Below are 22,987 nucleotides of genomic sequence, written 5' to 3'. Positions count from 1 at the left end.
GCTTCCACGATGCCGTATTCCACGCGGCGCTCGACGGTTCCTGAAGGATCCTCAGGAAGCTTCAGGACCCCCTCAGCGGGGTCCTGGAAACATCCTCTTCACTTCGCCGCACGGTCCGTCCAGCGAGTACATAGGCCGCCCAATCTTCCCCCGTGGAGTCGACATGCAGGTACGACAGAGGGTCTGGCACCGGCCGGTCGCGACGGTGGGGTCCGTTCTTCTGGCTGCTTCACTGGCTCTTGCCGGTTGCAGCGCGGGTGGCTCCGCTGACGCGAAATCGGAAGACGAGGGAGGGAGGAATGCCACTGTTGCGACGCAAGGAGGCGCGGTCGGCGGTCCTGCGTCGCGGCCCGGGGATACCGGGTCCCGCAAGTCGTACGTCAAACCGTCGGTGTCGCAGGCCCCTCAGGTGATCCGCACCGCCGAACTCACGCTTGTGGTGCCCGACGTCGCGCAGGCGCTCGCCGCCGCCCGGGCGGCTGTCCATGAGGCGGACGGGTATGTGGGTGACGAGACCACCAACCGGGACGCGCGCGGTCGTGTCGTCTCGCATGTCGTGCTGCGGGTCCCGGAGGCGAAGTACGACAGCGTCCTCGCGCGCCTGTCGGGCGTCGGCAAAGTGGCCGGCCGCAAGGCCAAGGTGCAGGATGTCACCGATCAGGCGGTGGATGTGGAGAGCCGCATCGCCACCCAGCGTTCGAGTGTCGCGCGCGTACGCGCGCTGATGGACGGGGCGGGGAAGCTGAGTGACATCGTCGCCCTGGAAGGTGAACTGAGTCATCGGCAGGCCGACTTGGACGCGCTTCTGGCGCAGCAGGCGTCCTTGAAGGACCGCACAGATCTCGCCACGATCACCATGGGACTCACGGCGCCGTTGCCCGCCAAGGAGGCCGACGGCGGCGGACCAGGTGTCCTGGACGCCGTCGCGGGCGGCTGGCACGCCTTCGTCACCGCTATGCGGTGGCTGTTGATGGCCCTGGGGGCCGCAGCGCCGTTCGCAGCGGGTGCCGTCGCCGCGTACATGGTGTGGCGGATGGTGATACGGGCCCGGCGAGCCGTGCGGGGAACGGCGGCAGGGCCGGACTGATGAACGCGCAACGGTCGCAGCGGGATCTCGTTGAACAGCTCGTTCTACTCCCACAGAACACGAGGGGGCCCCAGCGTTCCGGTCGGAGCGCTGAGGGCTCCCTCATGCCGGTCCGGGCCGCTCACCGCTGGGGATACCCCGGCCAGGGATACGGGCGGGTGAGGATCGCCCATTCCTCGTCATGGCGGCCGGGCACGAGACGACCGGTTCTCTCCCACCGGCGGACGAGTTCGGTGAAGATCGGCTCCAGCTCGGGCAGGGGGACCGTTGTGCCGCTGCGCTGCGCGCCGATGACGGGCCTGCGCCGCATTGTCGTGGTCGTCATGCGTGGTTCAACGCACGCGGCGCCGCCGAGTCACCCGAGCCCCGCGCACCGCCGGTCGCACGCGGGGTGGCGAAGTAGGGCCGTGGCGCCTCGATACGGACGTGTGGTCGCGCCTCGTTCTCCCGTTCCGACGGGGGCGCGGTCGTCTCCTCCACACGTCTCCCGTCCCATGAGAGGCGTCACGCAAACCCGCTGTAGTCACTGATGGGGTCAGGACGGTGGATGGTGCCCCTTCAGGGGCCGAAGCATTCCTGGCCCGTCGCGTCCTTCGCTGTAAAGCACAGCCGTATTCCGGCACGGTCCGGGCCGCCGACCATCGCGGTGTAGTGATAGGAGCTCGCGTCCGCCGGATTGCTGATGACAACGCGCTGCGTGCGGGTGCCGGGTGCCGAGATCTCGATCGCGTCCCCGACCTTCGCGTGCCAGAGCCGGCCCCAGGCGGCGGCGCACACCGGGCTGTACCGGATCTCCACTCGCGTACCCGTCCGGGTGAGGTGCTGCGCCCCGAGCGAGTCGGCGCGGCCGGGCAGTGCGCCGCAGAACATGTCGGTCGGGTCCTTGCCGTCACACGTCTTCCCGTGGCAACCGGGAGCGGGGTCCAGGACGGGGGATGTCAGGACCGCCGGTTGTCCGGCGCTGTGGCCCCGCACGGTCGTGGCCGCCAGCATGGTGGCGACGGCCACTGCGGCCAGTGCCGCGCCGACGACGAACACCCCCGGACGGCGAGTCCGGCCGACGTTATTTGTGGTGCTCGCTGCGGTTGTTGGGGTTGTCGGGGACCCTGGGGTCGATGGGGCAGCGGGGCGGGTCTGGCGGGCCCGGCCGCTCCATTCGGCGTCCGCCAGCTCCCAGAGCGCGAGCAGGCGCCCGGCGGGCTCTCCCGCCATCGCACACAGCGCTTCGATGGCCTGGCGGGGCACGGGAACCTTGCCGTTGAGATAGCGTTCCCACGACGACTTGCTGTACGTGGTGCGTTCGGCCAGAGCGGCCAGGCTCAGGCCCGTACGCGCCCTCATCTCGCGCAGCCCCTCGGCCAGGGCCACGCACTCCGGTGCGGGAGCGGTCATCCCCGCAGCGCCTTCCAGGTGTGCGGGCCGACGACGCCGTCCGCCGGCAGTCCGGCGCTCTTCTGGAGGCGGATCACGGCCGCGATGGTCTGCTGTCCGTAGACGCCGTCGACGATGCCCGGATCCATCTTGCGGTAGCTCAGCAGGCACTGGGCCTCGACGACGTCCCAGCCGGGGCCGGCGAGGACGGCGGTACGTGTGGTGCTGTACCCGGCGACCAGTTCCGCGCCCGCCGCGCTCGCCCGATGGACTTTGCAGGGGTAGGACTTGCCGGGCGTGAAGATGTACCGGCCGGGTCCCTGCGCGGTGGTCGTGGGGCCGTTGCTGCTCGGGCGTGGCGTGGGCTTGCCCACTGCCACCGGCGCCTCGTCGCGCCCGCCGTCGCCGTCGCTCCAGGACTGGGCGATCAGCATGCCCGCGCCCAGCCCGAAGAGCGCGGCCGCCACCACGGCGGCAACGGCGACGGCTCTGCGCACACCGCGAGGCCGCGCTGCCGAGAGCGGCTCCTCCGGGGCGCTGGGGTCCTCCCTCGGCACCGGAGCGCCTTCGACCGCGCCTGAGCCGGCGGCGGCAGCTTCGCTCTCTGCTGCCGGCCCGGTCGCTTCCTCCGTACCGGGCGACGAGGGCGGTGCGGTGGGCTGCTGCCAGGCCTCCTCGGCCACCTCGTGCAGCACCAGCAGCCGGACCGGATCCGCCCCCGCGACCCGAGCCAGCTCCTCCACCGCGTGCCGCGGCGGCAGCGCCTTGCCGTTGAGATATCGCTCCCACGACGAGCGGCTGTATCCGGTCTTGGAGGAGAGGGCCGCCAGGCTCAGACCGCTCCGGTCCTTCAACCTGCGTAACTGTACGACGAGTTGCCGGACCCTCTGGTCAAGCGGATCCGGCAATTCCTGCCAACGCGGCATGCTGCACTCCGTATGTGTCAAAGATCCCCGAGGCTTTCCCTTTCGTTTTCTCCGCTAGGTACACCTTGCGCACATGCCATGCGCCCGGCCAAGGTGTCATTTCCTCTCTTTCGGCCAGTCGCCGCACGGGTACACGTCCCAGCCGTGCCGGGTTCTGTCGGGCGTCCTCGCAGGTCAACGCCTGGGACGTCCCACGGTGTCCCAAGGGTACGGGCTTGGCTGGCCCCGCCCCGGAATGGCCAGCAGCCTTTGTGATGTGCGCCGGATGGCGCGGTCCGCCCGCCGCGAGTCCTGCTGGGGCTCGCCGCGGTATCCGCACGGGACGACCACCCACGTAAAAACCGTAGCGCTCACCCCCACGCAAACCGGTCCGCTCACACAGAAACGGATAGCCGATGCACGTCATCACACAGGCCGCTCTCGGTATGGCGGTGGCTCTGGCAGGTCTGACGGGCACGTCTCTGTCGGCCGAGACGGTCAGTTCGGCCGTCGCGCACCAAGAGGGCGCCCTGTCCGCGGCGAGTTGCAGGAGGCCCGTCAGGGGCGGGGGTTACCGGGACTTCTACGAATCCGGCACCGCACCCAGAGTCGTCGACTGGGACGGGGACGGCTGTAGCGACGAGGTCGTCGTCATCGCGCCGGACCGGACCATCCGGCACGCCGGGAAGGTTGCGGGCGGCTGGAAGGAGATGCCGGGCAACGGCCGCGCGGACAACATGCTGGGCCCGAACGGCGCCGGTGATCCACGCCGTTGCATCGTCGTCTACGTCGACCAGGGCTGCCACTCCTGGCAGAACTGCCTCTCCGGCGGCCCGTGGCACGACTGGACGACGACCGGCTGAGAGGGCGGCCGGCATGGGCCACCGGGTGCCGGGTGCCGGGTGCCGGGCGCCGGAGGCGGGGTGCCGGGTGCCGGGTGGGGCTCCGCTCCTAGCGCGTGCCGCGCGTGCCGCGCGGGACGACGAGGCCGGTTTCATAGGCGGTGACGACGGCTTGAGCGCGGCTGCGCAGATCGAGCTTGGCCATGGTGCGGTTGATATGGGTCTTGACGGTCGCCTCGCTCACGTACAGCTCCTGGGCGATCTCGTCGTTGGCCAGCCCTTGGCCGACAAGCCGCAGTACTTCCGTCTCGCGCGCGGTGAGCTGGTGCAGGCTCTCGGGCCGGTGGGCCGTCTCGCTCGGCTGCGGTGCGTAGGCCTCGATCAGGCGGCGCGTGACGGAGGGGGCGAAGAGCATGTCGCCGGAGCGGATCGTGGAGATGGCGGCGATGAGGCGAGCCGGGGGGATGTCCTTGAGGAGGAAGCCGCACGCTCCGGCGCGCAGGGCACCGTAAACGTACTCGTCCGTGTCGAAGGTCGTCAGGACGATGATCTTGGGGGTGGGTGAGGTGTACTGGGCCAGGATGCGCTCGGTCGTCGTGATGCCGTTGATGCCCGGCAGGCGGATGTCCATCAGGATCACGTCGGGGCGGTGCTCCATCGCCAGGGTCACGGCCGTTTCGCCGTCCGCGGTCTCCCAGACGGAGGTGAAGCCGGGGGTGGCGCGCAGGATGGCCGCCAGACCCGCCCTGATGAGGTCTTGGTCATCGACCACCAGAACTCTGGTCACAGCGGGCTCCCCCTGATGTCCACCGCGGTCAAGCAGTCTCCGTTGCCGGATGCCCGGCGTTGGTCGGCAGGATGAGCCGGACCTCGAATCCCCCTGCGCGCCGCGCTCCGGCAACCAGCGTACCTCCGTAGGCCTTTGCCCTCTCGCGCATGCCGATCAGGCCGTGTCCCGATCCGTGAGGGGAGGTGGCCGGATCCGCGCTGCCACCGTCGTCCCGCACGGTGACACGCAGTTCGTTCGGCAGATGGCTGACCGTGATCTCGGCCCGGGTCGGGCCCGCGTGCTTGACGACATTGGTGAGTGCCTCCTGCACGATCCGGTAGGCGCACATCTCCAGCCCGGGAGGCAGTGGGCTGGGGTGTCCTTCGGTGTGGACCGCCACGTCGACGCCGGCCGCTCTGACACGTTCGGCCAGTTCGTCGAGTCTGCTGAGCGCGGGTCCCCAGGTCTGCTGCGGGTCGGGGACGTCGTCCTCGTCGATGTCGACCCGGAGCACGGACAGGAGCCTGCGCAGGTCCGCCAGCGCCTCACGGCCCGCTCCCGCGATGTTGTCCAATGCGGTACGGGCGGTCTCGGGCTCAGTGGCGAAGACATATCCGGCGAGTCCGGCCTGGACGGTGATCACCGACATGTGGTGGGCGACCACGTCGTGCAGCTCCCGCGCGATGCGCATGCGTTCGTCGACGACGGCCCGCCGGGCCCGTTCCCGCTGTTCTCTCCGCAACTGCTCGGTGAGCCGCCTGAGTTCGCGGTTGCGTTCGGCCAGCAGCCGCTGGGTACGGCCCAGGAACACCGCGACGAGGGAGATGAGTAGGGCCTGGGCGGCGGCCATGAGGACGGAGAGATGACCGGCGATGCCGCTGTGCAGCACGGCGCCGGCGGTGAGTACGGCGCCCAGGGCCGAGGTCCGCAGGGACCGCCGCGCGGTGAGGCTGACCAGGGCGATCATCGGTGCCCACCAGTTCACCGACGGCTGGTATCCGAGAGCCAGGTACAGGGAGTACGTCATGCAGGCGGCAGCCACGGTGGCCATCGGGGCCGTCCGTCGCCAGATGATGGGAAGGGCCACCAGGCAGCTGAGCAGATAGGCGCGACCGTCGAACAGGGCCCAGCCGTCGGGGTGGTATTCGTGCCCGGCGACGCAGCCACTCACGGCGATCACGCCGGCGAGCGCGACGTCGAACATCTGCTGCCGACGACGGACTGGCCAGGTGCCACCGGGCATCGCGAACCTCGTGCGCATCGCTCGACGCTACCTTCGGCCGTAACCGGTGTCGTCAACCCCAGGGTTGACGCTTCAGCTCCACCGAGCAGCGCAGTGCCGACGTGCCACTGAGCCGGTGGGTGCACGCGAAAGGTCAGCTCTGTTGTCCGGGGAGCCCGCTCCCGGGAAACACCGGCGTTCCCCCTGTCGGGAAACAACGTGATGTCCGCCCCCGGCTTCCCTCTCCGTGAAGATCGAGAACAGGACAGCCGCCCCGGCCCGGCACGGCCTCTCCGGACCGCTCAAGCGGTCAAGGCCAAGAACCGCAACGGGCGAATACGGCATCCAGGCGGTCGTGAATGAGCGCGACCAGTCGGCGCGCCGAATTCTTGTGCCGTGGGCGGCCTCAGCGGCCCCCAATCGCGCCTCGACGGTCCGTGACGGGCTGAACACGCTACGGCTCCGGCCACCAGCGGCGGGAAGCCCGTGGAAACCGGTACCTCGGTGTCCTGATGCAATGGTCGCGCAGGGGTACTCGCCGGGCATGAACCTGCATCTTCTGAGACGCAAAGAACACCACGGAACCGACGAGGCAGCGGAACGCGGGGTCCCGCCTCCCGAGGAGGCCGGCCCCGGGCCCGGGGTGGAGCGGCGCGCACCGGATACACCCACGCAGTTGCCGAAGGCGGCGTGGGGGGCAGCGCTCAAGGGCAGCCTGCGGGAGTTCAAGGACGACGAGCTGACGGACCGGGCCGCGGCCCTGACGTACTACGGCCTGTTGTCGCTGTTCCCGGCGTTGCTGGTGCTGGTGTCGCTGTTCGGCCTCACCGGCAAATCCACGACCGACAGTGTGCTGGACAACCTCCGGCAGTTCACTCCGGGCTCCGCCCGCGACATCATCACCGGGGCCGTCACGCAGTTGCAGAACAACACCGGTCTCGGATCGGTCATGGCGGTCGTCGGTATCGTCCTGGCGGTGTGGTCGGCCTCGGGGTATGTGGCCGCCTTCATCCGCGCGTCCAACCGCGTGTACGACATGCCGGAGGGCCGCCCGGTGTGGAAGATCCTTCCCGTACGGGTCGGGCTGACGGTGGCCCTGATGGTGCTCGCGGTCGTCAGCGCCCTGATCGTGGTCTTCACCGGCACACTGGCCCGCCGGGCCGGCACGGCCCTGGGAATCGGTGACACCGCGCTGACGGTGTGGTCGATCGCCAAGTGGCCCGTCCTGGTCCTGCTGGTCACGACCATGATCGCGCTGCTGTACTGGGCCGCTCCGAACGCCAAGGTGAAGGGATTCCGGTGGATCACCCCGGGCAGCTTCCTCGCCCTGGTCATCTGGATGATCGCCTCGGCCGGTTTCGCGTTGTACGTCGCCCACTTCTCCTCGTACAACAAGACGTACGGCACCATGGCCGGTGTCATCGTCTTCCTCATCTGGCTGTGGATCAGCAACCTGGCGATCCTGCTCGGCCTGGAGTTCGACGCCGAGATCGTACGGCAGCGGGCGATCGCCGGTGGCCTGCCACCGCACCAGGAGCCCTACACCGAGCCGCGCGACACACGGAAGTGGGACGAGGAGGATCTGCGCCGGCTCGGCGACGACGGCCGCCGCCCGGCGGATGACGCCTGAACCGGAGAGTCGTGCGTCGCGCACGCACCCCTTCGCTCGCCTCGGGCCCTTCCCGCCGGACGTGGGCGGAAAGGGCCCGGGCCGTAACGCCGGTCAGGGCAGCCGGTAGTCCGTGGTGAGGGTCGCGCCCGCCTCCGGATGAGTCTGGTCGTATCCGCGGGCGTCGCACTGAAGGCCGCCCACGACGCAGTGGTCGACCAGCGCCTTGAGTGTGCGGTCCTCCCAGGCGTTGAAGAAGTCGTAGTGGAAGGAGTATCCGCGGCCGCTCGCCAGACGCACCTGGCTCATGTCGCCGTTGACCGGGAAGGCCATCTTGAACTCGATCATCGGCACCGCGACCGGATGGTCGGCGGGACACATGTTGTCGTTGGTGCCGGGCTTGACGACCGGGTAGGCCATGTGGCTCTTGTGGTCGGGGGTGTCGAGGTACTTGCCGTCCCAGCAACTGGGAGCCTGGAAGCGGATGTTGAGCTGCACGTCGGGCCGGTTCGGACAGCTCGCCGGGAAGTCGACGTTGAAGTAGCTGTCGCCGCATTCCCACCCTTCGACGAAACCGCGGTGGTGACGGAACGCGTCGGCGCTCTGCATGGGGTCACCCACCACGAACCGCAGCCCCTTGGGGAAGGGGCGCACGCTGGTGTAGTCGGTGACGCCCGTTTTGTAGTAGATGGTCTGCGGGCCGACGGGAAGGATCTTCTGGTCGCCCTTGTACAGCGAGGGCATCCAGTACGCGGAGGCGTCGGCCGGAGCCTTGCAGGTGGTGCCGCCGCCGTAGAGGGATGCGGTCGTGCTGCCCGCGTTCGTCGAGGTGTTGCCCATGAAGGTGTGGTCGTGGGACTTGCCCGGCCGGCCCGGGTAGACGATCGGGTCGTCCGGGGCGGTGTGGGTGACCGAGCAGTTGGCCTGGAACTCGTGGAAGTATCGCGTGGGCGGTGTGGCCGTGGACGGGACGACGCCGGTGACCTGCGGAACGGCAGGTATGTAGCCGTCGCCGTCCGGGTCGTCGCCGGACGCCTGGGTGGACACGGCCATCGTGTGCCCGGCGGGGGCGACCGCCGTCACGGCCACCGTCTCGCCTCGGCCGTCGGTGGCGGCGGAGGCGACCGTGCCGATGCCGACGGCACTGGTGAGGAGGGCGGCGCCGACGAGGAGCGCGGGGAGTCGTTTCGGACGCGATCTCATGGGATCTCCTGCCCGTGGGGGTGGGAAGAGGGCCCGCGCACACGCGTACGTGTCACGCGGGTGGTGTGATCGGTAGTGCGGTGGCGGCGACACCCGTTTTACGGGGTGTGCTACGTCTTGAGAGGCACAGCGGTCAGCTGTAGATCCCCAGCTCGTGGAGAGAGTAGCCCCAGCCGGTGCCGCGTGCCGTCAGCTGAAGACGCACGTAACGTGCGGTGACCGGGAGGTCGACGGTGTCGACGTCTCCGTCACCGGCGGCCGTGAAGTACACCGACCGCCAGGTGGTCCCGTCGTCCGAGACCCGCACCTCGTAGGACTTGGCGAAGGCGGGGTCCCACACCAGTTGCAGCCTGCGCAGGGCCTTCGAGGCACCGAGGTCGACCTGGAACCACTGCGGGTCGCTCCAGTCGCTCGCCCAGCGGGTGTCGGCGCGGCCGTCGACAGCGAGCGCCGGCGGGCAGGGGCAGTCGCCGTAGGACTGTTGGGAGGAGGAGGCGGTCGCGGGCCGGTTCAGCGCCACGTTGGTGCCGTTCACCGGCGGGGCGACGACCCTGACGGACTTGGCCTCGATGCCCGCGTTGCCGTGCCCGTCCTCGGCCTGGACGTACACCTTCCACACGCCGAGCTTCTGCGGGGCGGTGACGGTGAAGTTCCCGTTGCCGGTGGAGCGCCACTGCGCCGGGACGAGGCTCTTGTCGCCGGTGGCGTAGTTGCCGCTGAGGAAGACCTTGTACGTGATCGGGTCGCCGTCGGGGTCACGGACGTCGGTGTGCACGGTGAACTCGCCGCCTGCGGGCGCGGAGGAGGCGGGGGAGACCGTCATGTCGCTGAGGACCGGCGGGGTGTTGTCCGCGGCCGTGGAGCCGGTGTACGCCCGCTTCACAGCGTAGTACGACAGCCGCTTCAGCCCACCGGGTACCAGGTTGAACCAGACGCCGCCGAAGTCGTGCTCGGTGCCGTAGTGGAAGAGGGTGGCGCCCAGGGCAACACCCTGATGGCCCGTCACACAGCTCCAGGCCTTGGTGTACCCGTCCGCCTTCTGCGTGTCCGTCGGCTCGTCGGGAACACCGTTGACGTCGTCGGGCACCTCCCACTCACCGGCCGGACCGGTCTCGGTGATGATGTAGGGCTTGGTATACCCCCCGTCGATCCAGTCCTGGCGGACCTTGCACACATTGCTGTACGAGTTCATCGCGTACAGGTCGAGGTCGGGGGCGTTGCGCTTGTAGTAGGGCCAGGCGCCGGTCCACGCGTCGGTGGAGGTGACCGGGTGGTCGGGGTCGAGGCTGTGTACCCTCTTGGCGACGTCGTTGACGAAGCTGGTGTAGGCGTTGCGCTGCGCTTCGAGCTCGCTGCCGCTGTAGCAGTTCTGGAGGCCGAGGACCGACTCGTTGCCGACGTTCCACATCAGCGTCGCGGGATGACTCCTGTAGGCGTCCACCCACTTGGCGAACTCGGTGAGCGCGTTGTTCTTGTACGCGGTGTCGGTCACGTAATTGACGCAGCCACCCGAGCCCGGCCCGCCGCCCGGTTGGAGCCAGAAGCCGTTGATCACGTGGATGCCGTTGGCCGTGGCCGCGTCCAGGAGGGCCCTGCTGGACGCGTCGGTGCCCCAGGTGCGGATGGTGTTGGCGCCCATCGCCCTGACACCCGGCAAGTAGGCCGGGCCGTCGGAGACAGCGGGGCCCCAGGTGACCCCCTTGACGGTATAGGGCTGTCCGCCCACGGTCAGCCGCCAACTGCCCTGGCCGCCCTCGACCTTGACGGCCCCCGTGGCGGGCGGGGTGGAGCCGCCGGGGGAGCCGTAGACCTGCATCTCCCACAGCGAGTACCCGTAGCCGCCGGAGCGGGCGATGCCCTGCATACGGACGTAGCGGCCGGTGCCTGACACGGTGAGGTCGTCGGTGCCGCCGTCGCCGCCGGTCACGGTCTTCAGGGTGTGCCAGTCGGTGCCGTTGTCGGACGCCTGGATCGCGTAGTCCTTGCCGTAGGCGCTCTCCCAGGTCAGGACGGTGCGACGGAGGTCGGCCTGCTGCCCCAGATCGACCTGGAGCCACTGCTGGTCGCTCCACTGGCTGGCCCACCGGGTGCTGGTCAGGTTGCCGTCCACCGCTGCGGTGGCCGAGTAGCTGTCCCCTTCCTGCGATGAGGCCGTGGCGGGTCGGCCCTGGGAGAGGAGGGTGTCAGTCGCGTGCGCGCTCGGCGCGAGGGCGACGGTGAGGGAGGAGGCGAGGAGTGCGCCGAGTGCGAGGAGGGTGGTCCCGGCACCGCGCACGCGGGGGAGTGGGGACGAGGGTCTGAGCACGGTTGCTCCTGACGGATCGGGTCGCCCGGTAGTCGCCTGGTAGCAGATGTGAGGTCTGGGACTGCCGGCTGGCGGCTCCGTGAGTGGGGGTGGGATGCGTGGCCGCTCGGTGGTGGAACGGTCGTGAACAGCGTGCTGGGCCAGGCGTGGTCCGGGGGCGGGCTGGCCACGGTCCTGTGGGGCGCGCGGCGCGAACTCGCCTCCTCGGGCCGCAAGTTGAAGGGAGAGAAGGAGGTGGGAGAGCGCTCTCCGGAACCATGCCCGCCGGTCATGCATCGGTCAAGAAGGTGGGCACACTTTCCTTTCGGCTTGAGTTAAGCCTTTACCTTCTGAAGGGGGGCTCAGGTCGAGCGTTGTCGCTTCGGCCGCGCTTTCAGACCGGAGTTGATGAGCAGGCGTACGCCGATGACGGCCGAGGCGGTCGCGAGGGACGTCCAGGACGGCCGGCCCGCGAGGCGGATGAGGCCGGCGGCGACGAGGAAGTCCGTCAGTACCGCCACGCCGGGCTGCACCCGGCGGATCCGAAGGCCGACGCATACGGCGCTGATCAGACCGAACGTCGTGATCAGGACGGCGGCCTGCGCCATCAACCCGGTCACGAGGCGGGTCCCGGAGCCGGGGCACCGTGCTGAGGGGAGAGCCGGTCGATCTCCCGCCGCTCCTGCTCGATCTCCCTGCCGAGGACGTAGTTCAGTACGGTCCGGATCGCGGCGATCGCGGCCAGTTGCCCGATCTCCGTGAAGGAGGGGGCGATGGCTGTGCGCAGGATGTCCCCGGCGAGCTGGAACTCAAGGCCGAGCGCCAGGAAACGGCCCAGGGTCAGCCGGATCCGGTTGAAGCCGAAGGCGGTGCCCGAGGACGCCTTCCAGTCGCGCAGCCTGCCCGCGCCGTAGCCGATGAACTGGACGAACGCCCAGGCCGCACCCGCGAAGATGATCAGAGCACCGGCGAACTCGACAAGCCGCACGGTCAGATCGACGACATCACGCAGCGTTGATTCCGGCAGGAGATCCGCGTTCATGGGGGCATTGTGGGCTCATGGGGGCGCCGCTTCGTGTTCGCCACCCCCAGCGCGGGAAGGAACGTGCCGGATCGGGTGGGAGCCCATCCATGTCATTGTCACCCGGTTCTGGTGCGCCGCCCAGGCGCGCATGCTCCCTCCGGGGCCGCTCTCTTGAGGAGCGCTTTCGGGGGTAGGCGAGCAGGTCCCAGGGCCAACGAAAGGGAGAGCGGATGCCGGTCGACCTCGTCGGCTTCCTCGGCGTCGTACTGGTGGCCTACGTCGTCCCGGGCCCCGACTTCCTCGTGGTGGTCAGATCAGCCACCGAGTCTCCCGGCAAGGGGCGGGCCGCCGCGTTGGGCGCCCAGGCCGGGCTGTGCATCCACATGATCGCCGCCGCTGCCGGGCTGTCGCTGATCGCCGCCCGCTCCCCGATGGTCTACGACGCCATCAAGCTGCTGGGCGCCGCCTACCTCGTCCACCTGGGGATCCGGGCGGTCCTGGCCGCCAGGCGCGCCACCCGCGCCCGGCGGTGTGCGAGGCGCGACGCGAACGGCGGCCCCAAGGACATGGCCGCATCGGGGGAGTCGGCGGAGAACGGACCGGCCCGGGGCCCGTGGCGTTCCGGCTTCACCCAGGGCTTCTTCACCAATGTGCTCAACCCCAAGGCGGCGCTGTTCTTCCTCAGCATCCTGCCCCAGTTCGTCCACGGGGAAGGCTCCGCCGCACGGCAGATCTTCCTCCTCGGTACCCTGGACATCCTGATCGGCGTCGCCTACTGGTTCGCCCTCGTCGCCGTCGCCGCACGGCTCCGCGTGCTCCTGGCCCGCCCGAGGATCCGCCACCGGTGGGAGCTGACGACGGGCTGGCTGTTCATCGCCATCGGCGTCGGTGTCGCCGCGGCGTCCTGAAGCGTCACGATCCGTCGATGATGTAGTAGTCGTTCTTGAGGTACTCCAGGGTGTAGCTGCCGAGGTCGCTCTCGGAGAAGGTGGCCGAGGACCTGACCGCTTCGAGCGGCATCACGATCCGGTCGAGCGTACGTACGGTCACGCGCTGCGGGTCGACCGTCGCTGTTCGCAGGGCCTTCTTCTGCGCGGGGGAGATCATCTGGAACACGGCGACGAACGTCGACGTACACGGTCCGAATCCCTTCTCCTCCGCCTTCTTCGCGCCGGGCCCGGCCACTTCGCAGACGGTGTGGATGTCCTCGCGGCCCAGGGCGTGGAGGTACGACTCGTACCGCTGGATCGCCCGCTCCTTCGTCTTGGGCGCGGGCTGCTTCCCGGTCGGGGAGGGGGAGGGCTTCTCGGTACGAGCGGACGCGGACGGCGTGACCGCCGGCTTTGCAGTCCGCGTGGACGCGGACGGCTGCGAAGGCTTCGCGTCCCCGTCCTCCTTCGTCTTCTCAGGGCCGCACGCGCACGCCAGCACCGCCACGCACGCCGATACCGCCACGCTCACCATCGTTCGCGCTCTCATCCGAGCCCTCCCTCATTCCATTAGCCGACTACCCATCACGTCGTCACGCAGGATCCTGGGAAACGGTTCCCGGAGCCGTCGACGCGAGGTTTCCCCGTGGCGCTCATGGCGCGACCTCGTTCCAGGGTGCCGGGCCGGTGCCGTCGGTCCAGGCGGCGAGGCGCGTGTGGTCCACGCAGAGGATCGCGCACTGCTCGGCGTACTCGACGGCGGGCTGTGTGAACTCACCCGTGGTGACGACCGCGGCGACCTGGGCTTCGTGGACGGCGAAGCAGGTGCCGCCGAAGCGCTGGAGTTCCTGCGACCCGACCTTGTTCACGGGCCCGTACCGCTTGCACTGGATGACCACCGTGCGGCCGTCGGGGGCGGTCGCCAGCACGTCCGCTCCCAGGTCGCCCGCACCGCCGACGACCTGCACGTCCGTGCAGCCGTCGCGCTCGCACAGGGCGGCTATCGCCTGCTCGAAGGTGTCCGCGTCCATCGCGCCGTACTCCTCCGCGGTGAAGGCCACGGTCTCGGCGGGCAGCGTGTCCGCCTCGTACGTGTACGGGGCAGTGATCTCCGGATCCGTCTGCGGACCTGTGGGACCTGTCGGAACCATCAGATCTGTCGGACCTGCGGGACCTGCCGGCTGAGGGGTCTCCGCGAACTCCTGGCTGATCGCGTCGGCCGCGTCGACAAGGCGGTCCGTCAGGCGTCGGCGGCGGGACCGGCGCATCCCGAACAGGGCCACGGACGCACAGACGACCATGGCCACGCCTGCGCCCGGAGGCCCGCCGCCGGCCGCCTGGGCGAGGGTCTTGGCCGTCAGCGCGGCCCCCCACAGAAGGAGGGCGAGCAGCGCGAAGGCCAGCACGGTCTGGCGGAGGCTGAAGGCCCGCCTGCTCGTCGTTGCCTGTCGGTCCAGTGGCGCGGTCATATGTGCCTGGCTCCCCCGTGCGCGGCTATTTCATGATCATCCATGGCCCCCGTCTGCCCCGCTTCCCGGGCTCCCAACGCGGCGAGACGGCCCGCTCGCGGCGAGGCCCGGACCCGGTACGCGGGGGAGTGGTGTCGCGGGCAGAATGCCCCGGCGACCGGGAGCTCGCGCAGGGGTGCGAGGAACGCCGGCGGCCACCTGGAGCGGAGGGGACCGCAGGCCGTGTTCCTTTGCCTGGTGGGACCGGGCGTCCGCGGGTTCCTGGCCGGGGTATCGTGCAAGGTGATGAAAAGGGGCCGCCGTGTGGCCGAGTGCGGGGAACGAGGGGGGCAGGGCGTGGATGTCCCACCGGGCGCAGGCGGGTCCTCCGTCGCGCCGCCACGTGGCGCGGTACTGCGAATCAATCCGTTGCCTGACAGTTCCGGACTGAGGGCGATCGGGGAGATTAGTATGAACACACGGACCGTTTGGCAACATGCGCTGAGGGAACTGGTCGAACAGCGCACTGATGTGCTGCATGTGGATCTCTCCCGAGTGAATTTCGTGGATGTGGCCGGAGTGACGGACTTGGCGGTTACCGCTCAGCACCTCCCTGAGGGGCAGCGGATGGTGCTGCACCAACCGCCGCCGCAGTTGCCGCGCATCCTTGAGCTTTTCTGGCCCGAGCTTGACGCGATCGAGGTGGCTGCGTAGTGAGCACAGCTACCACCCACGAGCCTTTTGTCCACCCGGCGCTCTTCTACCGCGGGGCGGACCAGTACGTCGCGGGTACGGTCCCCTTCCTGCGGGAAGCACTGGACGCCGGCGAGCCCGCCGCCGTCGCCGCTCCGCCGGACCGGCTGGAGCTGATCCGTGAGGGTCTGGGTGAGCGGGCGGCTGCCGTCCGCTTCATCGACATGACCGAGGCCGGCCGCAACCCCGGCCGGATCATCCCCAGCGTGCTGCGCAGGTTCGCCGACGCCCATACGGACGCCTCGCGGATCCGCATCATCGGGGAGCCGATCTGGCAGGGCCGTTCCTCCGTCGAATATCCGGCGTGTGTCCAACACGAGGCGTTGATCAACGCCGCTTTCACGGGGCGCGCGGTCACCATCCTGTGCCCCTACGACGCCGACCAGCTGGAGAAGCAGGTCCTCAGTGACGCTCTGGCGACCCACCCGGTCGTCATCGACGCGGACGGCGAGACGGCCTCCACCGCCTACAGCCCCGAGCAGATCATCGCCCGCTACAACGAGCCCCTGGTCTTCCCGGCGGCCGCCGCGGCCTGCTCTTTCGGCGCCGAAAGCCTGCCCAACACCCGGGACTTCGCGGTGTCCCAGGCCCGGTCCATGGGCGTGTCCGGCGTGCGGCTGGGAGATCTGGAACTCGCGGTGGCGGAACTGACCACCAACAGCGTCGTCCACGGCGCCGGTTCGGGGATACTGCGGATGTGGGCCGAGGACGGCAGGATCGTCTGCGAGGTCCACGACGGCGGACAGCTGACCGACCCCCTGGCCGGCCGCCGCCCGCCGCACCCCACCCAGCCCGGCGGTCGTGGACTCCTGCTCGTCCACCAACTCGCCGACCTCGTCCGCGTCCACACCGGTCCCGACGGGACCACCATTCGCTGCTACCTCCCGGGCTGACCGAGCAGGAAGACGCTCTGGTTGCGGGCGGCGGCCACGGGCCTCTGCGACATGGGTGTGAGCGCGGGATGAAGGGGTAAACGCTGCGGCGTCGGCCGTTTGCGCAGCCAGTAGGGGCGGTTGGCTCAACCTATGGGAGGGACAGTATGGCGCTTATGAGCATTCCGACAGCAGACACGCGGACGAGCGAGCTGCCGGAGATCGCCGAACCCTCCCGGGTGGCGCCCAAGGACGCGCGCGAGCTTTCCAGACTGTTCTTCGATCAGCTCGCGGTCATGGAAGAGGGCACGCCCGAGTACAGCTACGCCCGCAACACCCTGATCGAGTTGAACATGTCCCTCGTCCGTTACGCGGCCGGCCGGTTCCGCAGCCGCGGCGCGGAGGAGATGGAGGACATCGTCCAGGTCGGCATGATCGGCCTGATCAAGGCGATCGACCGCTTCGAGCTGACGCGCGAGGTGGAGTTCACGTCCTTCGCGATCCCCTACATCGTGGGGGAGATCAAGCGGTTCTTCCGCGACACGTCCTGGGCCGTACACGTGCCGCGCCGGCTCCAGGAAGCGCGCGTCCAGCTCGCCCGCGCCACCGAGGAGCTGCGCAGCCGTCTGGGTCGTACGCCCACGGTCCAGGAACTGTCGGAGCTGATGAGCCTGCCCGAGGAAGAGGTGCGGGAGGCCCGTCTGGCCGCCAACGGCTACAACTCCGCTTCTCTGGACGCCGCGATCGGCGGGAGCGAGGACGGCGAGAGCGCCCTCCAGGACTTCATCGGTGCCGAGGACCAGGCGCTGGAACTGGTGGAGGACTTCCACACCCTCGCCCCGCTGCTCGCCGAACTCGGCGAGCGGGACCGGCAGATCATTCACATGCGGTTCGTGGAGGAGCTCACCCAGGCCCAGATCGGCGAGCGTCTGGGCGTGTCCCAGATGCACGTCTCCCGGCTCCTGTCCCGCACGCTCGCCCGTCTGCGCGACGGAATGCTCACCTCCCGTTGAGCGCAAGGGCGTGGCGCGGAATTCCTGACTACTGACTATTACTTGCTGGACTCCGCCGGCGTAGGAATGGGCGGAGTCAGCCAGGTCTCCATGCCAGGCATCGGTCAGCTCAACAGCGCGGGCACTCAACGCGCGTGAGGCGCCGTGGTACGAGGTGTCACGTCCCGGGAACCCGGTCCGCTGCAAGACGTGGCGGGCGCCGGGAATTCTGCGGGGGGCTGCTTCGTTGGATCCTTGGTCTGATCCTTGGTCTGCTGCGCCCGCCGTGAAATCGAAGGAGTGCCTTGCCCGAGAGCTCGTCCATCGCCGCCGTGTCCTCTCTGCCTACTCTGCCGCCGCTCGCCACCCAGGCCGAGCACCTGATCGACCTCGGAGTGCATCAGCTCGCGGGGATGCCCGCCGACTCCCTGCGCGCCTTCGTCCAGGACGCTGATCGCACAGACAGCCGTGCTCATGCCCACGCCCTGCTGGCCGTCCACCCGGACCTCGCCCCCGCCTCGGCCCTTGCACCGCTGCTGCGTCGTGAGGGCAAGCCCGGCTTCGTCGTCACCGACATGCCGGACGTCGACCAATTCGCGCCCACCACCGTCGAGTTGCCCGACGCTCCCCTCTACCTGATCACCGGTGTCGACCGCGGTGACCACCTGGCCAACTGGAGCCCGGAGGAGGCGCTGCCCGCCCTCACCGAGGAGAACCGCACTCCGTTGCTGCTCACCGAGGGCATCCACTGGGTTCTCCAGCAGCCGGAAGTCCTTGAACGCAACCGGTGCTTCATGACCATCGGGTCCCGCCTCCGTAAGGCAAACGGCGCCCTGGACGCCCGCACCCCCGCGATCTGGATCAGCAACGGCACCGGGCGCGACGGGCGCGAGCGACGCAACGCTGCGAAGGTCGGCTGGTGCTGGTGGGGCAACCGCCACACCTGGCTGGGCTTCGCCTCCGCGACGGGCCGCAGAGGCTAGCTCGTCGCATCGTCGCATCGTCGCAAGGCGGACGGCTGCTACATCGACTCCCGCGACGCCGATCTGAGCGCCCCGGCGTTCAACCCGCTGGCCAACGGCCGACCCTGGCACCGCCTCTACCGCCACGACAACTACGGACGGTTGCAACGCACCAAGACCCACCGGGATCCCCGCAACGCCTTCCGCCACCGACAGTCCATCCGTCCGACCGGGCCCCGGTAGCGTTCCGCGGCGCCTTACGGTACGCAGGTGAGCGTCGGCCCCATCATCATGTTGCCGGTATAGGTGTCCTGGCCGTTGGGCAGCCAGTAACCCATCTTGGAGACCACGGAGGAACACGACCGCCCGATGCGGACGTCGACCTTGACGCTGTTCGGGCGGCCCGGCTGGATGTCGACGAGCGCGCAGTCCAGAACGTGTGCCTGCCGGTGGGTGGTCGGGTATGCGCCGCTGAGGGGGTTGCCGCACTGCCGGTCGGCGGATGTGAGGCGCACGCCGTCGGCCGCCTTGCCGATCAGTCCCAGCCGCGCGTTGCTGTCCCCGGCCGCTCCCAGACGGGTGACCGTGTACGTCACGGTGGTGGTGCGGCCGGCCCTCACCGTACGGGGCGACACGTCAATACGGTGTGTCGGCTTCGGGGACGGCCAGCTCAAGGTGGCCTTGGTGGTGTGGACCGCCCGGAAGTCGATGCCGCGGGGGACCGATGTCAGCCGCAGGGTGGTGACGATGTCGTAGGTGCCGGGCCCCGGATACTGGACGCGTCGCCCGAGTTCACCGCCGGCGATCCGACGGCCGTCGCGCGACATCCGCCACGATCCCGAAGTGTCGCAGGCGGCGTGGTCGGCCTTCGTACGACCGCACTCCGCCGGGGCTGTCACCGTCATGAACACGTGATCGAGCGACACGCACGTGCTGACACTCGCCGTCTGCGATCCCTTCCCCGTGACCACCCGCGCGGGAAAGCAGCGTTGGGTGCCATCCGTCGTCACCGTGGAGAGGACACGAGCTGCCGAGGAGTGCGGTGCCGCGGGAGTGGCTCCCAGGGAAGTGACGAGCAGCGCGGCCGCCGCCAGCGTTCGGACGAGCATGATCACGGCCTCCATGGCTCCCGGAGCGTCGAAAACGTACAACCGCATCATGGACTCCATGGCCCGCCTGCCGGAGCCGCGACGCGCGACCGCCCCTCGCCCGGAGCAAGACGCTCGGGGCAGCGCTTGCCTCGGTCGTGTCGCCGGAGCTGCGGGCTTCCGGGGGAAGCTGGTCCCTCGTACGAAGGCGGGTGATCGTTTCCGCGGTCCCTCACCCCAGCGAGCGCGAGGACGCGCCTCCTCGAACGCCGTGCGGACGCCCAGGCTCAGCGGTAGGGGCGGTCGGCCCCGAACAGTCGGTTGACCCGAACGGCTCCGTCTGTCTGGCGGTCCGCGCGTGCCGGACCTCGCGGCGGAGCCGTGCTGTCGCGATGCTGGACCGCGTGAACACATCGTCGCCGCCCTCCGGTCTGTCCGCCACCGTACCGACCATCGGGGTGGAGGAGGAGTTCTTCCTCGTCGACCCCCACACCCGTTTCCTCGTCCCGGCCGGTCCGGCGGTGGCCGAGCGTGCCGCCGGAGATGTGGGCGATCTGGTGACGAAGGAGTTCGCCCTGTGCCAGGTCGAAGGGCGCACGTCGCCGTGCCTGTCCGCAGGTCAGCTACGCGAGGAGCTGCAACGGGTACGCGGAGCGCTGGTCGCGGCGGCACGCGCCGAGGGTGCGGAACTGTGCGCCTCGGGTACGGCGGTGATGCAGGAGGCCGGCCCGGTGCTGGTGGCCGACCATCCGCGCTACCTGGCGGGACGGGCGCAGTACCGCAGCATGATGGACGACTTCGCCATCAGCGCCCTCCACGTCCACGTTCACCTGTCCGACCGTGAGCTGGCGGTTTTGACGAGCAACCACCTGCGGCCCTGGCTGCCGCTGCTCATCGCGCTCAGCGCCAACTCGCCGTTCGACCGCGGCCGTGACACCGGCTACGCCAGTTGGCGGACGGTCATCCGCAGCCGGTTCCCCTGCCTGGGCCCGCCGCCCTATGCGGCGTCGTTGCGGGAGCACGAGCGGCTCGCCGTGGTGATCGCGGACACCGAGGCCATGCTGGACGCGGATACACCGTTCTGGGACCTGCGGCCCAACCCGAGGCTCCCGACCTTGGAGATCCGGGCGATGGACGTACTGCACGACCTCGACGACACCGTCGCGGTCGCTGTTCTCCTGCGCGCCCTGACGGTCACCGCCGCTGCCCGGGCGCAGGGCGGCGACCCGGGACCCGCGTGGGCAGGGGAGGTACTGCGGGCCGCGTGCTGGCGGGCCGCCCGCGACGGGTGGAGTGGGGAGGGTTTTGATCCCTTCAGCGGGCGCTCCAGGCCGGTGGCTGCCCTGGCAGAGGAGCTGGTGACTTTCGTGCGGCCGGCGCTGGAGGAGGCCGGGGACCTGGAAGCGGTCGTGGATTTGTTCGATCGGCTCGCCGAGCGTGGTGACGGAGCGGCCCGGCAGCGCGCCTGGGCGGCGGGGGGCGGGGCCGGGCCGCAGGCGGTGGTGGACCGGTTGGTTGTGGCCACCGCTCGTGGGCGGGGCGCCGGGGGTGGGGTCAGCGGGCGGTGAGCGTCGTCACCAGGACGTCACGGCGGCCGGGCCGGGACGCGTCCTGCGGCTGCATGGGCGAGACGGCGTGCCAGGTCGCCCGGTCGTCGCTCAGCAACAGGGTGCCGGGCTCGCTGAGCGTGTGGGCGGCGATCTCCCGGCCGTCCGGGTCATAGATCGTGCTGCGGCCACCGGTGACGTTCTCGCGGCCGAGCAGCAGCGAGGACACCAGGGTGACGCCGTCCTTGTGCCTGCCTTCAGGGGTGGGCCGGCCCAGGGTGTCAGGCTGGGCGATCACCCGGAACGGATGCACCCTGACGATCCATTCAGCGGTGTCGTCCAGACCTCCGGCCACGTCGCCGAGCAACCGGATCAGCGCGTACAGCACCGGCTCCGACCGGAACGCCTCGGTGAGCGGCTCGAAACGGCGCTCGACGTCCACATACAGGGGGTTGCTGTCCCCGGGCTGCACGAACATCTCGTGGTCCAGCGGTGCGACCTCCCCCGTCCGGGTGAGCAGGAACCGCCCGTAACGCCGCAGGCGGCGCGTCCCTTCCTGGGCTGCGTACGGATCCACGACCAGGTCTTCCCAGTGCGCGGCGAACCGCTCCCACACGGCGGGGCCGGCGTTCACGCAGGGCGAGGCCGCGTCCGGGGGCATCAGGTGCCAGCCGCGGCCGGCGACGGCTTCGCGTGCCGTCCGGATGAGGGGGGTTGGGTCGCCGGCGACCGTGTTGCCCTTGTCGCCCTTGTCGCCGTGGGCCACCCCGTCCCCGTCGGCCTGCGCGACGCCGTGGTCATGGTCCATGTGCTCATGCTGCTCTCTGCAACGATCTACAGCATCCGCAGCGAGTGCGAAAGCACCTCGCCTTCCCTCATCCGCACGGTTCGGACGTGCCCCTTTTCCCGCCTTGGGTCGGGATCGACGCGCCGCGTGCGGGAGCGATGAGTTTCAGCGGCTGATCAGGTCTGTCCTGGCATGAAGCGAAACATCGCTGGTATCGCGGTTTCTCCCGGCGCGTACGTGTCCGGGCCCGAGCCCGGCCCGGACAGCGGTCCGACCGCGACGTTCTTCCGCTGCGGCCGCCCCACCACCGGCTCGGCCGATCTACGACGTCTCGCGGTGATCCGATGACCACGGTCGAGGTCAAGGGGATCGCTTTGGGCATCGAGTCGTTCGGTGACGACGACGCGCCACTCGTCCTGCTCGCGGGCGGGACGACGATGCTCTCCTGGCCCGACGCGCTGTGCGAGCGCCTCGCCGCCGGCGGTCGCCGTGTGGTCCGGTACGACCTGCGCGACAGCGGCGAGTCGACGACCGCGCATCCGGAGGCGCCCACCTACACCCTCCGCCACCTCGCCGCCGACGCGGCGGCCCTCGTTGACGCGCTCGGCGGGGGGCCCGCGCACCTCGCGGGGATCGGCGTCGGCGGGATGGTCGCCCAGGTGGCCGCGCTCGACCATCCGGGCGCGTTCTCGGCGCTCACCCTGGTCGGCACCCGCGCGGTTGCCCCCGGCCCGCCCGACGACGACCTCCCCGACCACGATCAGGCGACGATGAGCCGGCTGTTCGCGCGGCCGATGCCCGATTGGCGCGACCGCGAGGCGGTTGCGGAGTTCGCCGCCGCCGGTGCGGAACTCGTGGGCGACGACCCCGGGGCCGCGCGTGCCGTCGCCGCACGCATCTGGGACCGTACGCCCGCTACCGCACCCCCGGTGCAGATGGCCAACCAGATGCGCATGGTGTTCTCCAGGCTCGACTGCGCGCCCCGCTGGCGCGAGCGCCTGCCCGAGATCGGGGTGCCCACGCTCGTCGTCCACGGCCGCCGTGACCCGGTCTTCCCCGTCGGCAACGGGGAGGCGATCGCGCGCGAGATCCCTGGGGCACGGCTGCTCGTCCTCAAGGAAGCCGCCACGACGATCCCCGATGCGGCGGTCGGTGACGTGGCCGAGGCGATGCTCGCCCTGGGGTAGAGGTCCGTCCTCGTGCTTCTACCCGGTGCGGCCCCGCCCGAGGGCAGTCGCCGTCACCCCTGGTCTCGTACGTGATGACGACCAACTGCGCGCGGTCGCGGGCGCC

The 22,987-nt window shown here is 69.9% G+C and carries 25 protein-coding genes; 12 read left to right on the top strand and 13 right to left on the bottom strand.

Annotation, left to right across the window (positions count from 1 at the left end):
- The first annotated feature begins 163 nt into the window (after positions 1-163).
- Entirely contained in the window at positions 164-1,087 is a 924-nt protein-coding gene (locus ABZ404_RS08865; protein ID WP_358990288.1) for a DUF4349 domain-containing protein, read from the top strand.
- A gap of 121 nt (positions 1,088-1,208) precedes the next feature.
- Here ABZ404_RS08865 and ABZ404_RS08860 read toward each other — a convergent pair whose 3' ends face one another.
- The 3 genes from ABZ404_RS08860 to ABZ404_RS08850 all read right to left on the bottom strand — a co-directional run bounded on the left by ABZ404_RS08860 (position 1,209) and on the right by ABZ404_RS08850 (position 3,384).
- The gene (locus tag ABZ404_RS08860; RefSeq protein WP_358832266.1) at positions 1,209-1,412 is read right to left on the bottom strand and encodes a hypothetical protein; all 204 of its coding nucleotides are present in this window, start codon (positions 1,410-1,412) and stop codon (positions 1,209-1,211) included.
- Positions 1,413-1,645: 233 nt separating this feature from the next.
- The gene (locus ABZ404_RS08855) at positions 1,646-2,479 is read right to left on the bottom strand and encodes a DUF2690 domain-containing protein (RefSeq protein ID WP_358832265.1); all 834 of its coding nucleotides are present in this window, start codon (positions 2,477-2,479) and stop codon (positions 1,646-1,648) included.
- Positions 2,476-3,384 carry a helix-turn-helix domain-containing protein gene (locus ABZ404_RS08850; RefSeq protein ID WP_358832264.1) on the bottom strand — a complete coding sequence of 303 codons (909 nt, stop codon included), beginning with the start codon at positions 3,382-3,384 and terminating at the stop codon, positions 2,476-2,478. The genes ABZ404_RS08855 and ABZ404_RS08850 overlap by 4 nt, the downstream gene beginning before the upstream one ends.
- A 395-nt stretch (positions 3,385-3,779) precedes the next feature.
- Here ABZ404_RS08850 and ABZ404_RS08845 point away from each other — a divergent pair, with 395 nt between their 5' ends.
- Positions 3,780-4,226, top strand: a complete 447-nt coding sequence (locus ABZ404_RS08845; RefSeq protein WP_358832263.1) for a hypothetical protein — start codon at positions 3,780-3,782, stop codon at positions 4,224-4,226.
- A gap of 88 nt (positions 4,227-4,314) precedes the next feature.
- Here ABZ404_RS08845 and ABZ404_RS08840 read toward each other — a convergent pair whose 3' ends face one another.
- Entirely contained in the window at positions 4,315-4,992 is a 678-nt protein-coding gene (locus ABZ404_RS08840; protein WP_358832262.1) for a response regulator transcription factor, read from the bottom strand.
- Between the two features lie 28 nt (positions 4,993-5,020).
- Complete coding sequence (locus ABZ404_RS08835; protein ID WP_358832261.1) at positions 5,021-6,235, bottom strand: sensor histidine kinase; 1,215 nt, start codon at positions 6,233-6,235, stop codon at positions 5,021-5,023.
- A 505-nt stretch (positions 6,236-6,740) separates the two neighbouring features.
- On the opposite strand from ABZ404_RS08835, the gene ABZ404_RS08830 reads away from it, so the two are divergent.
- Complete coding sequence (locus tag ABZ404_RS08830; RefSeq protein ID WP_358832260.1) at positions 6,741-7,826, top strand: YihY/virulence factor BrkB family protein; 1,086 nt, start codon at positions 6,741-6,743, stop codon at positions 7,824-7,826.
- A gap of 93 nt (positions 7,827-7,919) precedes the next feature.
- On the opposite strand, the gene ABZ404_RS08825 is transcribed toward ABZ404_RS08830, so the two are convergent.
- The 4 genes from ABZ404_RS08825 to ABZ404_RS08810 all read right to left on the bottom strand — a co-directional run bounded on the left by ABZ404_RS08825 (position 7,920) and on the right by ABZ404_RS08810 (position 12,334).
- Positions 7,920-9,008 (bottom strand): DUF1996 domain-containing protein, encoded by a 1,089-nt coding sequence (locus ABZ404_RS08825; protein ID WP_358832259.1) that lies wholly within the window; start codon positions 9,006-9,008, stop codon positions 7,920-7,922.
- A gap of 133 nt (positions 9,009-9,141) precedes the next feature.
- Positions 9,142-11,283 (bottom strand): discoidin domain-containing protein, encoded by a 2,142-nt coding sequence (locus ABZ404_RS08820; protein WP_358832258.1) that lies wholly within the window; start codon positions 11,281-11,283, stop codon positions 9,142-9,144.
- A 371-nt stretch (positions 11,284-11,654) separates the two neighbouring features.
- The gene (locus ABZ404_RS08815) at positions 11,655-11,912 is read right to left on the bottom strand and encodes a hypothetical protein (protein WP_358832257.1); all 258 of its coding nucleotides are present in this window, start codon (positions 11,910-11,912) and stop codon (positions 11,655-11,657) included.
- Positions 11,909-12,334, bottom strand: a complete 426-nt coding sequence (locus ABZ404_RS08810; protein ID WP_358832256.1) for a DUF1622 domain-containing protein — start codon at positions 12,332-12,334, stop codon at positions 11,909-11,911. The genes ABZ404_RS08815 and ABZ404_RS08810 overlap by 4 nt, the downstream gene beginning before the upstream one ends.
- A gap of 212 nt (positions 12,335-12,546) precedes the next feature.
- On the opposite strand from ABZ404_RS08810, the gene ABZ404_RS08805 reads away from it, so the two are divergent.
- Positions 12,547-13,224 (top strand): LysE family translocator, encoded by a 678-nt coding sequence (locus ABZ404_RS08805; protein ID WP_358832255.1) that lies wholly within the window; start codon positions 12,547-12,549, stop codon positions 13,222-13,224.
- Positions 13,225-13,228: 4 nt separating this feature from the next.
- Here the strand turns inward: ABZ404_RS08805 and ABZ404_RS08800 are convergent, their stop codons facing one another.
- Complete coding sequence (locus ABZ404_RS08800; RefSeq protein ID WP_358832254.1) at positions 13,229-13,795, bottom strand: hypothetical protein; 567 nt, start codon at positions 13,793-13,795, stop codon at positions 13,229-13,231.
- A 103-nt stretch (positions 13,796-13,898) separates the two neighbouring features.
- Positions 13,899-14,714 (bottom strand): restriction endonuclease, encoded by an 816-nt coding sequence (locus ABZ404_RS08795; RefSeq protein ID WP_358832253.1) that lies wholly within the window; start codon positions 14,712-14,714, stop codon positions 13,899-13,901.
- Between the two features lie 42 nt (positions 14,715-14,756).
- Here ABZ404_RS08795 and ABZ404_RS08790 point away from each other — a divergent pair, with 42 nt between their 5' ends.
- The 5 genes from ABZ404_RS08790 to ABZ404_RS08770 all read left to right on the top strand — a co-directional run bounded on the left by ABZ404_RS08790 (position 14,757) and on the right by ABZ404_RS08770 (position 18,515).
- On the top strand, positions 14,757-15,407 hold the full coding sequence (locus tag ABZ404_RS08790) for an STAS domain-containing protein (protein ID WP_358832252.1): 651 nt from the start codon (positions 14,757-14,759) through the stop codon (positions 15,405-15,407).
- Positions 15,407-16,339, top strand: coding sequence for an anti-sigma factor RsbA family regulatory protein (locus tag ABZ404_RS08785; RefSeq protein WP_358832251.1), 933 nt, complete (start codon positions 15,407-15,409; stop codon positions 16,337-16,339). The genes ABZ404_RS08790 and ABZ404_RS08785 overlap by 1 nt, the downstream gene beginning before the upstream one ends.
- Before the next feature lie 146 nt (positions 16,340-16,485).
- Positions 16,486-17,331: an RNA polymerase sigma factor SigF gene (locus tag ABZ404_RS08780; protein ID WP_358832250.1), complete on the top strand. Its 846-nt coding sequence runs from the start codon at positions 16,486-16,488 to the stop codon at positions 17,329-17,331.
- A 284-nt stretch (positions 17,332-17,615) separates the two neighbouring features.
- A complete protein-coding gene (locus ABZ404_RS08775; protein WP_358832249.1) occupies positions 17,616-18,293 on the top strand; it encodes a DUF5701 family protein in 678 nt (225 codons plus the stop codon).
- 42 nt (positions 18,294-18,335) lie between these two features.
- Positions 18,336-18,515 carry a BBE domain-containing protein gene (locus ABZ404_RS08770; protein WP_358832285.1) on the top strand — a complete coding sequence of 60 codons (180 nt, stop codon included), beginning with the start codon at positions 18,336-18,338 and terminating at the stop codon, positions 18,513-18,515.
- Between the two features lie 14 nt (positions 18,516-18,529).
- Here ABZ404_RS08770 and ABZ404_RS08765 read toward each other — a convergent pair whose 3' ends face one another.
- Positions 18,530-19,381 carry a hypothetical protein gene (locus tag ABZ404_RS08765; protein WP_358832248.1) on the bottom strand — a complete coding sequence of 284 codons (852 nt, stop codon included), beginning with the start codon at positions 19,379-19,381 and terminating at the stop codon, positions 18,530-18,532.
- Positions 19,382-19,764: 383 nt separating this feature from the next.
- Here ABZ404_RS08765 and ABZ404_RS08760 point away from each other — a divergent pair, with 383 nt between their 5' ends.
- Entirely contained in the window at positions 19,765-20,928 is a 1,164-nt protein-coding gene (locus ABZ404_RS08760) for a YbdK family carboxylate-amine ligase (RefSeq protein ID WP_358832247.1), read from the top strand.
- Here the strand turns inward: ABZ404_RS08760 and ABZ404_RS08755 are convergent.
- A complete protein-coding gene (locus ABZ404_RS08755; protein WP_358832246.1) occupies positions 20,915-21,715 on the bottom strand; it encodes a 2OG-Fe dioxygenase family protein in 801 nt (266 codons plus the stop codon). The two genes, ABZ404_RS08760 and ABZ404_RS08755, sit on opposite strands and share 14 nt — an antisense overlap.
- Positions 21,716-21,886: 171 nt before the next feature.
- Between ABZ404_RS08755 and ABZ404_RS08750 the strand changes: the two genes are divergently transcribed.
- Together ABZ404_RS08750 and ABZ404_RS08745 are read left to right on the top strand one after the other, a co-directional pair.
- Positions 21,887-22,042 (top strand): hypothetical protein, encoded by a 156-nt coding sequence (locus tag ABZ404_RS08750; RefSeq protein WP_358832245.1) that lies wholly within the window; start codon positions 21,887-21,889, stop codon positions 22,040-22,042.
- On the top strand, positions 22,039-22,881 hold the full coding sequence (locus ABZ404_RS08745) for an alpha/beta hydrolase (RefSeq protein ID WP_358832244.1): 843 nt from the start codon (positions 22,039-22,041) through the stop codon (positions 22,879-22,881). Before ABZ404_RS08750 ends, ABZ404_RS08745 begins: the two co-directional genes overlap by 4 nt.
- The last annotated feature ends 106 nt before the right edge of the window (positions 22,882-22,987 follow it).

The sequence above is a fragment of the Streptomyces sp. NPDC005878 genome, assembly GCF_040629815.1.
Taxonomy (GTDB): Bacteria; Actinomycetota; Actinomycetes; order Streptomycetales; family Streptomycetaceae; genus Streptomyces.
This window is presented reverse-complemented; position numbering and strand designations above follow the sequence as displayed.

What these genes read in the sequence shown, in the direction of transcription:
- ABZ404_RS08835 (WP_358832261.1), bottom strand. Translation starts at nt 6,235, where the DNA reads ATGCGCACGAGGTTCGCGATGCCCGGTGGCACCTGGCCAGTCCGTCGT.
- ABZ404_RS08745 (WP_358832244.1), top strand. Translation starts at nt 22,039, where the DNA reads ATGACCACGGTCGAGGTCAAGGGGATCGCTTTGGGCATCGAGTCGTTC.
- ABZ404_RS08795 (WP_358832253.1), bottom strand. Translation starts at nt 14,714, where the DNA reads ATGACCGCGCCACTGGACCGACAGGCAACGACGAGCAGGCGGGCCTTC.
- ABZ404_RS08810 (WP_358832256.1), bottom strand. Translation starts at nt 12,334, where the DNA reads ATGAACGCGGATCTCCTGCCGGAATCAACGCTGCGTGATGTCGTCGAT.
- ABZ404_RS08850 (WP_358832264.1), bottom strand. Translation starts at nt 3,384, where the DNA reads ATGCCGCGTTGGCAGGAATTGCCGGATCCGCTTGACCAGAGGGTCCGG.
- ABZ404_RS08780 (WP_358832250.1), top strand. Translation starts at nt 16,486, where the DNA reads ATGGCGCTTATGAGCATTCCGACAGCAGACACGCGGACGAGCGAGCTG.
- ABZ404_RS08865 (WP_358990288.1), top strand. Translation starts at nt 164, where the DNA reads ATGCAGGTACGACAGAGGGTCTGGCACCGGCCGGTCGCGACGGTGGGG.
- ABZ404_RS08765 (WP_358832248.1), bottom strand. Translation starts at nt 19,381, where the DNA reads ATGCTCGTCCGAACGCTGGCGGCGGCCGCGCTGCTCGTCACTTCCCTG.
- ABZ404_RS08750 (WP_358832245.1), top strand. Translation starts at nt 21,887, where the DNA reads ATGAAGCGAAACATCGCTGGTATCGCGGTTTCTCCCGGCGCGTACGTG.
- ABZ404_RS08800 (WP_358832254.1), bottom strand. Translation starts at nt 13,795, where the DNA reads ATGAGAGCGCGAACGATGGTGAGCGTGGCGGTATCGGCGTGCGTGGCG.
- ABZ404_RS08790 (WP_358832252.1), top strand. Translation starts at nt 14,757, where the DNA reads ATGGCCCCCGTCTGCCCCGCTTCCCGGGCTCCCAACGCGGCGAGACGG.
- ABZ404_RS08855 (WP_358832265.1), bottom strand. Translation starts at nt 2,479, where the DNA reads ATGACCGCTCCCGCACCGGAGTGCGTGGCCCTGGCCGAGGGGCTGCGC.
- ABZ404_RS08805 (WP_358832255.1), top strand. Translation starts at nt 12,547, where the DNA reads ATGCCGGTCGACCTCGTCGGCTTCCTCGGCGTCGTACTGGTGGCCTAC.
- ABZ404_RS08845 (WP_358832263.1), top strand. Translation starts at nt 3,780, where the DNA reads ATGCACGTCATCACACAGGCCGCTCTCGGTATGGCGGTGGCTCTGGCA.
- ABZ404_RS08830 (WP_358832260.1), top strand. Translation starts at nt 6,741, where the DNA reads ATGAACCTGCATCTTCTGAGACGCAAAGAACACCACGGAACCGACGAG.
- ABZ404_RS08755 (WP_358832246.1), bottom strand. Translation starts at nt 21,715, where the DNA reads ATGGACCATGACCACGGCGTCGCGCAGGCCGACGGGGACGGGGTGGCC.
- ABZ404_RS08860 (WP_358832266.1), bottom strand. Translation starts at nt 1,412, where the DNA reads ATGACGACCACGACAATGCGGCGCAGGCCCGTCATCGGCGCGCAGCGC.
- ABZ404_RS08825 (WP_358832259.1), bottom strand. Translation starts at nt 9,008, where the DNA reads ATGAGATCGCGTCCGAAACGACTCCCCGCGCTCCTCGTCGGCGCCGCC.